The following is a 13657-nucleotide window of genomic DNA, read 5'->3' as shown; positions in this document are numbered from 1 at the left end:
AAATCAGTAAAGATTTCACAAGTATTTGAGGTGATTTTTTGTATTTAAAAAGATTAGAAATTCAAGGCTTTAAATCTTTTGCAAATAAAATTGAAATGCAATTTGACAATGGTATTATCGGTGTTGTAGGACCAAACGGTAGCGGTAAAAGTAATATATCTGATTCTATTCGCTGGGTGCTGGGAGAACAAAGTCCTAAGTCCCTTAGGGGAAGTAAAATGGAGGATGTTATTTTTGCTGGAACTACTACAAGAAAGCCTGTAGGTATGGCTGAGGTTTCATTAACGCTGGATAATACCTCTATGCTTATGCCCATAGACTATGGAGAAGTAACCATCACAAGAAGGGTATATCGTTCTGGTGAAAGTGAGTATTACTTAAACAAATCCTCCTGTCGTTTAAAGGATATAAGAGAACTATTGATGGATACAGGTATTGGTAAAGAAGGATATTCTATTATTGGACAAGGTAAAATTGACGAAATCCTGAGTAGTAAGCCAGAGGAAAGAAGACTAATATTTGAAGAGGCAGCTGGAATTATTAAGTACAAAACTAGAAGGGATGAGGCAGAGAAAAAACTAAACGCCACTAGAGAAAATCTACTTAGGGTTGCTGATATCCTTCATGAATTAGAAAATCAATTGGAGCCTTTAAAAAATCAGAGCAAAAAAGCTCTTAAATACCAAGGCATTAAAGAAAAATTATTAAGACTTGAGGTCAATCTTTTTATAAGAGAGATAGATAAAACTGAAGCAGGGTTAAAGGAGCTTATAGATCAAATAGACCTTCTGAAAAACTCTATGGAGAATCAAAAGGAAGAAAAGCAAAAGCTTAATCAGCAGATTGAAGATGTTAATCAATTGTTAAATCAATGGGATGAAAGCTTTTCAAATCTTCAAAATAAGTTTTTCAATACTGAAAATGAAATAAAAAAGAAGGAAGGGGCTATTCAGCTTAGTAAAGAAAAAACCCTTCATAATGATGAAAATCTTGAAAGAGTAAAAGAAGAAATTTTAAAGCTCAAAGAAGAGGAGATAAATGCCAATAGTCAGCTGGAAATTAAGCTAATTGAGCTGGAAGAGGTCTGTAAAGAGTTAGACCAACTACAAAAGAAAGTAATTGACAAAGTGGAAAGCTATGAAAGACAGGCTCATCATAATTCCTCTCGAGAGAAAGATATGGAGGATTCTAAATCTTATATTATTGACGCATTAAATGAAATTAGTGATAAGAAAAGCGAGTTAAATAGTTTAAAAACCTTGATAAGAACAATGGAGGAGCGCCTTCATCAAATTAATAAAGAATTATGTGATTTCAATGAAAAACTTAAGGAAAAAAACACTGAAGTTACAAGCTTGGAAGAAAATTTAAAACTGTTAGTACATAGTATCGATTCAATTGAGGAAGAAGCTAAAGAAATAAAAGGACTAGAAGAAAAGCTAGATAATAACATAACAACGGATTCACAGCAGTTGGAGGTTCTAAAAAATCAAATTAATCATCGCCAATCTAGAAGAAATGTACTGGAGGAAATGGAGAAGGATCACGAAGGCTTTAATAAGAGTGTTAAAAACATTCTTCAGGCGTGTGAAAAGAATCCTACTCTAGGTAAGGGTATATATGGTGTTGTGGCGGACCTATTAAAGGTGCCCAAGGGTTATGAGGTAGCAATAGAAACTGCACTAGGTGTAGCTATACAGAATATTGTAAGCGAAACTGAAGCAGATGCTAAGAGATTGATAGAGCATATGAAAAGAAATAATCTTGGTAGAATTACTATATTACCCTTAAGTGCTATACAGAGTAGAAATATTAACAACGAAGAGCATAGGATTATTGGTGAACAAAAGAATGTAGAAATAGCATTGGATATTATTAGTTGTGATGAGAAGTATAAAAATATATTTTCTAATCTTCTCGCTAGAGTTTTAATCGTACCAAATATTGATGTGGGTATTGCTGTGGCTAAAAAACTTCAATATAAGCTTAAAATTGTTACAATAGATGGTGATGTTATAAATATTGGAGGCTCATTAACAGGAGGAAGCAGTATTAAAAACACAGCTGGTATTTTGGGTAGAAAGAGGGAATTAGAAGACTTGGTGAGTCAAATTCATACTCTTGAGTTAAGAATGGATAATCAAAAAAATAAGCTGGATAACATGGTTTCAAAGAAAAAGGAATATACCCAGGTACTTTTAAATCTAAATAATACTCTACAGAAAAACAAAATTAAAGAAGCTACTTTACTTAATAAAATTGAACAGGCAAAAAAGGAAGAAATACAATATAGAGCTTCAATCCTACAAATAGAAGGTGAAATTAAGCAATTAAATAATGTTAATGAAGATTCTAATAAGAAGCAATTAATTATTGATGAGGAAATTCTTAAGATTGAAGATCATATATCAGATACTCGTCAAACCGTCAATGAAATCCATAGGAATTTACAGTTGGAAAAAGAAAAGCAGGAGGCATTGAACATAGAAATAACACAGAGTAAGGTGAAGGAAGCAGAGGTGGAGGGACAAAAAAGAGCGCTGCTTCAGGAAATAGATCACCTTCAAGCTACCATTGAAAAAGCAGAGAAGCTTAAAATACTTAAGCAAAATGAAGTTGCTAATATAAACAGCAAATATTCTCACCTTGAGGAAGAAATCAATCAAACCCAAAGTGAACTGACTCTTTTGAGGGAAGAAGGAAAAAACCTCGAATTAAAACTGGAAGAATTGAAGATAAAAAAGAGTGAGATATTAAAAGAAGAAGAAAATATAAAACGAAGACTAGAAGCAAATCAACAGGTAACTGCAGATATACAGGAAAATGGTCATAAGCTTGATTTAAAGAAAACAAAGCTTGAAATGCAGCAACAGTCCTATTATAACAAACTTTGGGAAGAGTATGAGCTAACATATAATAGTGCACAGGAGATGAAACAAGAAATTGAGGACATAGGGAAGGCAACAAGAGAAATCAAGGAGTATAAGGATGAAATAAGAGCTTTAGGGAACATTAATCTTGAATCAATCGATGAATACGAAAGGGTTAAGGAAAGATACGATTTCCTTAAGAAGCAAAAGGACGACCTTTATCAAGCACAAGAATCCTTGAAGGATGTCATCGACGAAATGGAAAAAAATATGGAGATACAATTCATCAATCAGTTTCAAATCATTAGGGAGAACTTCAATAATGTGTTTATAAAGTTATTTGGAGGAGGAAAGGCTGATTTGATATTGGAGGATGAAGCAAACATATTGAAATCAGGTGTGGATATTATTGCTCAGCCGCCGGGTAAAAAGCTTCAGAATTTATCATTATTATCTGGTGGAGAAAGGGCCCTTACAGCAATTTCCCTTTTATTTGCCATATTGCTGGTGAAGCCTAGCCCATTCTGTATTCTAGACGAAATAGAAGCAGCCCTAGATGATGCAAATGTTCAGAGATTTTCAAGCTTCTTAAAGGAGCTTTCAGAAACCACTCAGTTTATTATAGTTACCCATAGAAAGGGAACGATGGAGATTACTGATGCCCTATATGGTGTCACTATGGAGGAAGAGGGGGTTTCATCTTTGGTTTCAGTTAAGCTTGCTGATAAAAATGATGATATAGCCAGCTAGGAGGGAATTTTTATGTTTAAAAAGCTATTTGATAGATTTAAAAAAGAAGATAAGAAGGAATTAGAGAAGCGTGAGGATATTGAGGAAATTCAGCACTTATCGGAGGATCTTATTGAAATAGAAGAGGATGATGAAATAGAAATATTGGAGGCAGAAGAGACTGAAGAGCCACTTACCGATGAAACAATTGAAATACTAGAAAAAGGATTTAACGATGAGATAGATTTCTTGGAGGAAGAACCTGAAGAAGAGCAAGAACCAGAAAAAGAGCAAGAACCAGAAAAAGAGCCAGAACCAGAAGAAGTGGAAGAAATACCCTTTAACCTTTTTAAACGCCTTAAAGAAGGGCTTTCAAAGACTAAACAGGGTATTACAGGAAAAATAGAAAACCTTGTTAAATCCTATCAAAAGATTGATGAGGAGCTGTTGGAGGAATTAGAAGAAATTCTAATAACAGCAGATATTGGTGTACAAACCACCATGAGCATTATGGATTCATTAAGGGATAAAATAAAAACAGATAAAATTAAGGAACCAGAAATGATAAAAGAGTTGTTGAAGGAAGAGCTTAAAGAAATTTTAGGTAAATTTTCTGCAGACGAAAAATTAAATATTGAGCCCTCCCCGGCAATAATTCTTGTAGTTGGAGTCAATGGTGTTGGTAAAACTACATCTATTGGGAAAATAGCACATAAGCTTAAAAAACAAAACAAAAAGGTGCTTCTAGCCGCCGGTGATACATTTAGGGCTGCAGCAGTCGAGCAGCTAAAAATTTGGGGTGATAGGGTAGGAGTAGAGGTAATTAGCCATCAAGAGGGGTCAGATCCCGCAGCAGTTATTTATGATGCAATTCAAGCTGCTAAAGCAAGACAGGCTGATGTTTTAATATGTGACACGGCAGGTAGACTTCATAATAAGAAAAATCTTATGAATGAATTAGGAAAAATATCGAAAATTGTTGAAAGAGAATATTCGACGGCCACCAGAGAAGTTTTACTTGTGTTGGATGCTACTACCGGACAAAATGCTATTCAACAGGCAAAGGTTTTTAAAGAAGCTACAGATATTTCTGGTTTGGTGCTTACCAAGCTGGATGGAACTGCAAAGGGTGGAGTTGTGGTAGGTATAAGTCAGGAGCTGGCAATACCTGTTAAGCTTATTGGTGTAGGAGAAAAGATGCAGGATTTACAGGAGTTTGACTCCCAAAGTTTTGTTAATGCGTTGTTCGGAGAAGAATAATTATAAAAAGTGTTTGACAGTATCATGGTTTTATTATAAAATACTTCTGTAAAGCAAACTACCTTTACAGCTAAAAATCATAGGAAGTGATTTTATGATAGAAAAAACTATTGAGATTACTATGCTTTATGATTTTTATAGTCAGCTTTTGACCGAACGTCAGAGAGATATGATTGACTACTATTATAATCAGGATTTCTCATTAAGCGAAATAGCTGAGGTATTTAATATATCACGACAGGCTGTATATGACACAATAAAAAGAACTGAAAAGATATTATATGAATATGAAGAAAAACTCAAACTAATACAGTTATTTACAGATAAAACTGAAAATGTTGAAAAGGCACTTCAAAAAATCATAGGTCTGGATAATCTTATAAATACTGGTGCTTCTAAGGAAGTATTAAGACAGGAAACAAATATTATTAAAGAGCTATTGACGGATATGCTGAACTAATCTCAAGGAGGTTTCATGATGGTTTTTGAGGGATTGGCGGAAAAGCTACAGAACACCCTGCATAAGCTTAAGGGCAAGGGTAAAGTCAACGAAAAAGATGTTAATGACGCAATGCGAGAAGTCAAGATGGCCCTTCTTGAGGCAGATGTAAACTTTAAGGTGGTAAAGGACTTTGTTAATAAAGTCAAGGAAAGGGCCATTGGTGCAGAGGTTTTAGAAAGCCTAACTCCTGGACAGCAGATAATTAAAATAGTTAATGATGAATTAACTATTTTAATGGGTACGACCCAGAGCAAAATAAATTTTTCTTCCAAGCCACCTACTGTTATTATGCTTGTGGGCCTACAAGGAGCTGGTAAAACAACAACCGGTGGAAAACTTGCTAAGCTGATAAAAAAACAGGGTAAACGACCACTTTTAATAGCGGCTGATATTTATCGTCCAGCTGCAATAAAGCAGCTACAGGTTGTTGGTGGTCAGGTTGATGTACCTGTTTTCTCAATGGGAGACAAGCAAAATCCTGTTGATATTGCCAAGGCTGGTTTAGAACATGCAATTAGTAATGGCAACGATGTAATTATTGTGGATACTGCAGGAAGACTTCATATAGATGATGAGCTTATGGGAGAGCTACAAAGCATTAAAAGTAATATCAAACCCCATGAAATTCTTCTAGTTGTAGATTCTATGACTGGACAGGATGCAGTAAATGTTGCTGAACACTTTAATGAAAAGCTTGGGATAGATGGTGTGATTCTAACTAAGCTGGATGGAGATACACGAGGCGGGGCTGCCCTCTCGGTAAGAGCAGTAACAAATAAACCAATTAAATTTGCTGCTTTAGGAGAAAAGCTAGATGATATAGAAATTTTCCACCCCGATAGAATGGCTTCCAGAATACTGGGGATGGGAGACGTATTAAGCCTAATAGAAAAAGCGCAGGCTAACTTTGATGAAAAGAAGGCTAAAGAATTAGAAAACAAAATTAAAACACAATCATTTACTTTCGATGACTTTTTAGACCAGCTACAGCAAATGAAAAATATGGGACCTATAAGTCAGCTTTTGGAGATGATACCTGGTGCAGGTAAGCAACTAAAAGGATTAGAGGTAAATGAAAAGGAGCTTGTCCATATACAAGCAATTATTCAGTCAATGACTAAGCAGGAAAGACAAAATCCTTCCTTGCTAAATGGTAGTAGAAGAAAAAGAATTGCAGCAGGAAGTGGTACTTCAGTTCAACAGGTTAACCGTCTACTTAAGCAATTTGAGCAGACTAGAAAAATGATGAAGCAGTTTGCTGATATGGATAAGGGTGTTAAAAAGGGAGGAAAATTTAAGCTTCCCTTTGGAAATAAATTTTAAATGTACTTTTAAGGAGGTGAAATAAATGGCAGTTAAGATAAGATTAAAAAGGATGGGTGCTAAAAAAAGACCTTTCTACAGAATCGTGGTGGCTGATTCACGTGCACCAAGAGATGGTAGATTCATTGAAGAAATAGGATACTATAATCCGGTTTCCGAGCCAAAGGAAATTAAAATAGATGATGAAAAGGCAGTAAAGTGGCTAAAAGATGGCGCACAACCTACTGATACTGTAAAATATCTACTTAGGAAAAGCGGCATTATTGGAGAATAATGTTAGGGGGTTTTACACAAATGGGCGAATTAGTGAAAGTAATTGCACAAGCTTTAGTAGATTGTCCTGACGAAGTTGTTGTCAACGAGATCGAAGGAAATCAATCCATTATTGTAGAATTGAAGGTAGCCCCAGAAGATATGGGTAAAGTAATCGGTAAGCAAGGTAGAATTGCTAAGGCCATTAGAACTGTAGTGAAGGCTGCAGCAACTAAGGATAATAAAAGAGTAATTGTTGAAATCATCTAATCATAAAACTAGACTAATAAAAGCCCCCAAATCTGAGACATAAGGGAACACTGCCACTACAGCGTATTTATACGTGGGGTACTGATTTTCTTATCGATGAAGGATATGGGGGTTTTCTATTTATCTGAACCTATTTAAGAAGCGGGTGGATATATGCAATTTTTAAGAGTTGGAAAGATAGTAAATACTCATGGTATAAGGGGTGGTGTTAAGGTTATTCCAACCACCGACTATCCAGAACGTTTTGAGGAATTACAATATGTTTATTTGGATAAAACCCATAAGCTTATAATAAAAAAGCTTCAGTATGTTAAGAATATGGTTGTGCTTACCTTTAATGATTATGAGGATATTAATTTAGTTGAAGGGCTTAAGGGAAAACAATTATATATAGATGAAACTCAGCGTAGAGAGCTACCAGAGGACACCTATTATATAATTGATCTTATTGGTCTGGATGTTTATACTATAGATGAAGTCTATCTAGGACAGGTTAAGGATATAATACAAACAGGACCAAGCGAAGTATACGTTATTAGGGATGATAAGGGTAAGGAAGTCATGATACCGGCAGTAAAGGAATTTATGCCTGTAATTGATATAGAAGCAAAAAAAATCATTGTAAAACCCATTGAAGGAATGATTTAATGATTGTTAGAGTGTTAACCCTGTTTCCTGAAATGTTTAAAAACACCTTAGGAACAAGTATACTTCAAAGGGCACGAGAAAAAGCCCTGCTGGATATTGAGTGCATCAATATAAGGGACTATACAGACAACAAGCATAAGAAGGTTGATGATTATCCCTACGGAGGCGGAGCAGGAATGGTTATGACCCCTCAGCCTATTTTTGACAGCTATAAAGCTGTAATTAACTCGCTAGGCAGTGCTATTAACCCCAAGACTATATATATGTCTCCTAAAGGAAAACCCTTTAATCAGCAAGCAGCTGAAGCCTTAGCTAAAGAGGATTGTCTGATTTTTATATGTGGACATTATGAAGGTATTGATCAGAGAGCTATAGATTATCTAGTAACAGATGAAATATCTATAGGTGATTATGTATTAACAGGTGGTGAAATTCCAGCTATGGTTGTAATTGATGCTGTAGCTAGATTGATACCAGGAGTACTTTCACAGGAGGAATCATACCAAGAAGAGTCCTTTTACTCGGGACTTCTGGAGTATCCACATTATACTAGACCTCGTGATTTTCGAGGTATGGAGGTTCCTGAGGTACTAACATCAGGAGATCATAAAAAAATTGATAATTGGAGACGTAGAAAATCACTAGAAATCACCTTTAAGAAAAGGCCTGATTTATTAAAAAACACAAAGCTAACAGCAAAAGAAGTGAAAATAATCCAGGAATTAAAGGATAGTTTGTAACTACCTATTGCTATTGGAAAATGGGTATGATATAATTACAAAGGTATTACGGGCGGTCCTCTATGAAGGAGTCATATGAACGTCTAGGAAGAGAGGAGGGACAGCAATGGATTTAATTAAATCAATCGTAAATGATCAGCTTAAAAAAGATATGGTAGATTTCAATACTGGAGATACAGTAAAAGTACATGTACGTATTAAAGAAGGTAATAGAGAAAGAGTTCAGATATTCGAAGGAATTGTTATTAAAAGACAAGGTGGAGGTATTTCTGAAACCTTTACTGTAAGAAGAATTTCTTATGGTGTAGGTGTAGAAAGAACATTCCCTGTGCACTCTCCTAAAATTGAAAAAATCGATGTGGTTAGTCGAGGTAAAGTTAGAAGAGCGAAACTATTCTATCTTAGAGATAGAGTTGGTAAGGCAGCCTTTAAAATTAAGGAAAAGAAAAAGTACAATAAGAAAGCATAGATATTTCAAAAAAGGGACTGTTTACAGTCCCTTTCCTTATATAAATGAAAGTTAATAATGTTGAATGTTTAATGTTGAATGAAAGAATCAATTTAGTTGAAAACTTAAAGAATTGGGAAAACTAAATGAAATAAAAAAATAAATCTTGGTATCACTCTGAGTATGCAAAGAAAATATTGTTAATCAACCAACAACTTAGCATTCAACAATCAACATTTAACATTGTATTTTACAAATTACTTAATACCATAGGAGGTGATATAATGATGAATATAAATTGGTTTCCAGGGCATATGAAGAAGACTAGGGAGCTTTTAAAGGAACAGCTGAAGCTAATTGATGTTGTGTATGAGCTATTGGATGCTAGAATTCCATTAAGTAGTAGAAATCCTGAGATTGATGAAATAATCACTAATAAACCTAGAGTTGTAATATTAAATAAGGCAGACCTGGCTAGTGAAGATGCTACAAACCGTTGGGTTACATATTATAAAAACAAAGGTATTACTGCAATTCCTGTAAACACCATAAGCGGAAAAGGCCTTAGACAGGTACTGGCGGAGGGTGAAGCAGTAGTAAAGGAAAAGATGGAGGCCCTTTTAAGAAAGGGTAGAAGAGAGCGGGCAGTAAGAATAATGATGGTGGGAATACCCAACGTAGGTAAATCCTCTATGATAAATAAATTAGCAGGTAAGAAGAGTGCCCAAACTGGAGATAGGCCAGGAGTAACTAAAGGTAAACAGTGGATCAGATTAAAAGGGAATTTGGAGCTACTAGATACTCCAGGTATTCTATGGCCCAAATTCGAAGATCAAGAGGTTGCACTTAAGCTAGCCTTTACTGGAGCAATAAGGGATCAAATAATGGATGTTGACAGCTTAGCTCTAAAATTAATAGAACATTTAATGAAGGAGCATTCAAAAAACATTGAAGAACGATATTCATTAGCAGCAGTAGGAGAAACTCCCCTTGAAACCATGGAAATGATTGCAAAAAGTCGTGGCTGTATTATAAAGGGTGGGGAATTTGACTATACTCGTACTGCTAATATTATACTAGATGAATTCAGGGGAGGAAAAATAGGAAGAATTACTCTTGAAAAGCCTTCAGAAATTGAATAATTTTGTTTAATAAAGTGGGGATGATAACATGATAATGCTTGAGTTAGAAAATAGTCTCTGGAATGCAGGCTATGAAAAAATTGCTTGTATGGATGAAGTAGGAAGAGGCTGCTTATTTGGAAGTGTCTTAGCAGCTGCAGTTATTTTGCCCAAGGGATTATATATAGAAGGTGTTAGAGATTCAAAAAAACTAAGTGCTAAAAAGAGAGAAGTACTGTATGAGGCTATAAAAGAACAAGCAATAGCAATTGGTGTTGGGACGGTATCTGCTAAAATTATTGATGAAATAAATATAAAAAATGCTACTCGTCTAGCTATGAAAAAAGCTATAAAAAGTCTAAAGGACTCAGAAGGAAACATTGTAGTGCCTGAATATCTCTTAATAGATGCTGAAAGTATTGATATAGAAATCCCACAAACAGCCATCATCAAAGGAGATGATACTTCCCATGGAATAGCTGCTGCATCTATTGTAGCTAAGGTTATTAGAGACAGAATGTGCCTTAAATGGGCTGAGGAGTACCCTAATTATGGAATAGATCAACACAAGGGTTATGGAACCAAGCTACATCGTGAAGCTCTCCTTAACCATGGCCCTAGTCAGCTACATCGAAAAACCTTTATCAAGAAAATAATGGGCTAGGGTCAAAAAGTGAAGAAGAAGATCGGTAATATAGGTGAAGAAATAGGCAGGCGACTTTTAATTGATAAAGGTTATAGTATACTGTTTCAAAATTATCGAACTAGGTTTGGAGAAATTGATATAATTGCAGGCAAGAATAATGTAGTAGTATTCGTGGAAGTTAAAACAAGGAAATCAACCACCTACGGTATGCCAAGGGAGGCTATTAATTATAAAAAACAGATGAATTATAGAAGGCTAGCAGAACACTTTATCCAGAATCAACCATTAAGTCGAGGAAAAGACTTTAGGTTTGATGTTATAGAAATTATAATCAATAGCGATAAGAATGAAGTTATACATATTGAAAACGCCTTTTAAAACCAGTAACCACATAGCTTTTATAGCGAATCTGAATACTTTTGAAAATATATATTTTGAGACAGACTCTTTAAAAAGAGATCTGTCTTTTTGCTTTGGTAACAAATATTTAATAAATGTTATTTTTCACCTTAAAATATTTAATGAGGTAGTATATTCCAATTGGAATTTGCAAACTGGCTATTCCTAAAACCGGAACACCAAAGGCTAATACCTTTAACAACCGCAGAAGCAACAAACTTTCCATTTTCTCTGCAAATGCCACCATTATTGGAAATAATGGAAATGAGGCAAGAAAAAGAAGTAAATAAATGATCCCTCTAGTTATTATCTTAATTGCCGCTTTTCTATTTCTATAGGCTTTATTTTCATGCAAATCTATATCCCAAGCTCCTTTGGTTGAATCTTGTTGCCCATACCACCATGCCATAAATATTCCTCCCAAAATAAATGGATGTGTCCCTTTTATTTCTTATTAATAATTATATCATTCTACACACCTATAGAAAACCTTTGAAAATAGTTTTACTAAGCTAAAGAAATAGCTTTTAAGTTAGATTCCTTTCAAGACCACTGAGTAAAGTTGATAAAAAAAGTTAACAAATGAAACATAAACTTAACATATAAATGTTACTATTTGTTTCTCTTTTATTATGTATTTTTTGGTATATTTTGATTGAAAATCAGCAAAAAAATAAGGAAAACTACATAAATGACAAAACTAGACAGATTTCGATAAAGGAATTTTCTGCTAATTATAGAATAGTAATAAATAAAATGTAACTAAATAATAATCAATAAAGTAAATAAGGAGGGGCTAATGAAAATAGATATTTATTTAATTAAAATATTACTATTATTACTATTAACTGTATTTGCATTAGTAAGTGATTTGAAAACCTATCGAATAGGCAATCGCATTGTACTTCCTCCGATAATTTTAGGTATAGTTATCAATATCTATGAAAAGCAAACAATAGGTTTGATAGAGTCTATGAAGGGGATTTTTATCCCTATAATTCTTTTAGTATTACTTTTTGCATTAAGAATGCTTGGTGCTGGAGATATAAAGCTATTTAGTGGGATAGGTGCTATTATGGGGGGTGAATTTATAATATTGTGTATTCCCCTTTCTTTTCTTATAGGTGGTATAGCATGCTTAATTATTATGATGGTAAGAAAAAATGCTAAAGAAAGATTCAATATACTATACAACTATATTAAGAGTTGTTTAATAATTGGTAAATTACTACCCTATGAAGACATTGTTTCCTCAAAGGATGCTAGGTTTCCTCTAGCAACTGCAATATTTGCAGCATCACTAGTAACTTTAGTGACCACAATTTATATGAAATAGATTTAGGAGGGATTTAATTTGAAGCTAAACCTTGCAATAGTAGACTCAGACACAGACTATTTAAGGGCGTTAGAACACTACTTAATGAACAACTTCTCTCAACGATTCCATGTTAGCTTTTTTACTCAAATAGAGTATCTATGGGAAGTATTAGATAAGGAAGATCACAGAATAGATATTTTGTTGATAAACCCTTTAATGTATACAGAAGCTATAGAAAAAAGCAATATTAAGTTAATTATACTTCTAATAGAGGGAATATTGTCTACTACACTAGATGGATTTCCATATATAAAAAAATACCAACTAGGAAATCAAATAGCAGCAAGCATTTTAAATCTTTATATTGAAACCTATCCAAACCAATATTTGAAGCCGGAAGATAAAGCTAAGACCACTATCATAGGAGTATATTCTCCTGTAGGGGGCTCAGGGAAAACAACAATTGCTATATTGGCCAGCTATATACATGCTCAAAGGGGAAAGAGTGTATTTTACCTGAATCTCGAAAATGTCCCTTCAACAGCTGTATATTTTGAAGACATGAAATCTCAAAATATATCGAATCTATTCTACTATCTAAAAAATAAGAAGAAAAACATATTATTAAAAATTGAAGGAGTTCGTCAATTTGATACCACTTTAGGCATACATTACTTTCCACCAGTAGAAAGATTAGCTGATTTTGAGGAAATTAGCTGGGAGGAAATTGTCTTATTGGTGAATACACTAAAAGAAAGCAACCAGTATGATTATATAATCATTGACTTTGATAGCGGAATAAATATGAAAAAATGGAATCAAATAAGCCTATGTAATAGGCTGCTATTGGTGCTAAATCAAGATATATCTTCCCAGATAAAAGGCAATAGCTTTATAAAGGAAATCGATAGGTTTTCAGCTGATGAAGAGCTCTTTAGTAAGGATAACATACAGCTGGTTATAAATAAAGCTGATGATACTGTTGGTGGAACACAGCTATCTATAAATAATAAAAAGGCGATTTACTTACCTTATATTAATGGCTTATCGAAGCTAAAGGGCTCAGCCATTATTAACAATTTATTGTTGATTGAGCCCCTCTCAAATATGTTAAAGCTATTATAGATCAAG

Annotated in this window: 15 protein-coding genes; 14 read left to right on the top strand and 1 reads right to left on the bottom strand. The window is 34.2% G+C overall.

What is annotated here, in order from left to right; translation table 11 throughout:
- Positions 1-38: 38 nt before the first annotated feature.
- From smc to BLP68_RS13095, 12 genes are all read left to right on the top strand, one after another.
- Positions 39-3620 carry a chromosome segregation protein SMC gene (gene smc / locus BLP68_RS13150; protein ID WP_091544419.1) on the top strand — a complete coding sequence of 1194 codons (3582 nt, stop codon included), beginning with the start codon at positions 39-41 and terminating at the stop codon, positions 3618-3620.
- Between the two features lie 12 nt (positions 3621-3632).
- On the top strand, positions 3633-4859 hold the full coding sequence (gene ftsY / locus BLP68_RS13145) for a signal recognition particle-docking protein FtsY (protein ID WP_091544416.1): 1227 nt from the start codon (positions 3633-3635) through the stop codon (positions 4857-4859).
- Between the two features lie 94 nt (positions 4860-4953).
- The gene (gene ylxM / locus BLP68_RS13140; protein ID WP_091544414.1) at positions 4954-5319 is read left to right on the top strand and encodes a YlxM family DNA-binding protein; all 366 of its coding nucleotides are present in this window, start codon (positions 4954-4956) and stop codon (positions 5317-5319) included.
- Between the two features lie 18 nt (positions 5320-5337).
- Positions 5338-6684 carry a signal recognition particle protein gene (gene ffh / locus BLP68_RS13135; protein WP_091544412.1) on the top strand — a complete coding sequence of 449 codons (1347 nt, stop codon included), beginning with the start codon at positions 5338-5340 and terminating at the stop codon, positions 6682-6684.
- 25 nt (positions 6685-6709) lie between these two features.
- Positions 6710-6958, top strand: a complete 249-nt coding sequence (gene rpsP / locus BLP68_RS13130) for a 30S ribosomal protein S16 (RefSeq protein ID WP_091544409.1) — start codon at positions 6710-6712, stop codon at positions 6956-6958.
- 20 nt (positions 6959-6978) lie between these two features.
- The gene (locus BLP68_RS13125) at positions 6979-7206 is read left to right on the top strand and encodes a KH domain-containing protein (protein WP_091544406.1); all 228 of its coding nucleotides are present in this window, start codon (positions 6979-6981) and stop codon (positions 7204-7206) included.
- A gap of 153 nt (positions 7207-7359) precedes the next feature.
- Positions 7360-7854 carry a ribosome maturation factor RimM gene (rimM, locus tag BLP68_RS13120; protein WP_091544403.1) on the top strand — a complete coding sequence of 165 codons (495 nt, stop codon included), beginning with the start codon at positions 7360-7362 and terminating at the stop codon, positions 7852-7854.
- Positions 7854-8594: a tRNA (guanosine(37)-N1)-methyltransferase TrmD gene (gene trmD, locus BLP68_RS13115; protein WP_091544401.1), complete on the top strand. Its 741-nt coding sequence runs from the start codon at positions 7854-7856 to the stop codon at positions 8592-8594. Before rimM ends, trmD begins: the two co-directional genes overlap by 1 nt.
- Before the next feature lie 106 nt (positions 8595-8700).
- Positions 8701-9063 (top strand): 50S ribosomal protein L19, encoded by a 363-nt coding sequence (gene rplS, locus BLP68_RS13110; RefSeq protein ID WP_091544399.1) that lies wholly within the window; start codon positions 8701-8703, stop codon positions 9061-9063.
- Positions 9064-9329: 266 nt separating this feature from the next.
- Positions 9330-10184 (top strand): ribosome biogenesis GTPase YlqF, encoded by an 855-nt coding sequence (gene ylqF / locus BLP68_RS13105; RefSeq protein ID WP_091544535.1) that lies wholly within the window; start codon positions 9330-9332, stop codon positions 10182-10184.
- Positions 10185-10212: 28 nt separating this feature from the next.
- The gene (locus BLP68_RS13100) at positions 10213-10827 is read left to right on the top strand and encodes a ribonuclease HII (protein WP_091544396.1); all 615 of its coding nucleotides are present in this window, start codon (positions 10213-10215) and stop codon (positions 10825-10827) included.
- Positions 10828-10836: 9 nt separating this feature from the next.
- The gene (locus BLP68_RS13095) at positions 10837-11187 is read left to right on the top strand and encodes a YraN family protein (protein ID WP_091544393.1); all 351 of its coding nucleotides are present in this window, start codon (positions 10837-10839) and stop codon (positions 11185-11187) included.
- 109 nt (positions 11188-11296) lie between these two features.
- On the opposite strand, the gene BLP68_RS13090 is transcribed toward BLP68_RS13095, so the two are convergent.
- Positions 11297-11617: a hypothetical protein gene (locus BLP68_RS13090; protein ID WP_091544391.1), complete on the bottom strand. Its 321-nt coding sequence runs from the start codon at positions 11615-11617 to the stop codon at positions 11297-11299.
- A gap of 390 nt (positions 11618-12007) precedes the next feature.
- Between BLP68_RS13090 and BLP68_RS13085 the strand changes: the two genes are divergently transcribed.
- Both BLP68_RS13085 and BLP68_RS13080 read left to right on the top strand, forming a co-directional pair.
- A complete protein-coding gene (locus BLP68_RS13085; protein WP_091544389.1) occupies positions 12008-12544 on the top strand; it encodes an A24 family peptidase in 537 nt (178 codons plus the stop codon).
- A gap of 18 nt (positions 12545-12562) precedes the next feature.
- The gene (locus tag BLP68_RS13080) at positions 12563-13651 is read left to right on the top strand and encodes an AAA family ATPase (protein ID WP_091544386.1); all 1089 of its coding nucleotides are present in this window, start codon (positions 12563-12565) and stop codon (positions 13649-13651) included.
- Positions 13652-13657 lie beyond the last annotated feature (6 nt).

This window comes from Alkaliphilus peptidifermentans DSM 18978 (assembly GCF_900101495.1).
GTDB classification, from domain to species: Bacteria; Bacillota; Clostridia; order Peptostreptococcales; family Natronincolaceae; genus Alkaliphilus_C; species Alkaliphilus_C peptidifermentans.
This window is presented reverse-complemented; position numbering and strand designations above follow the sequence as displayed.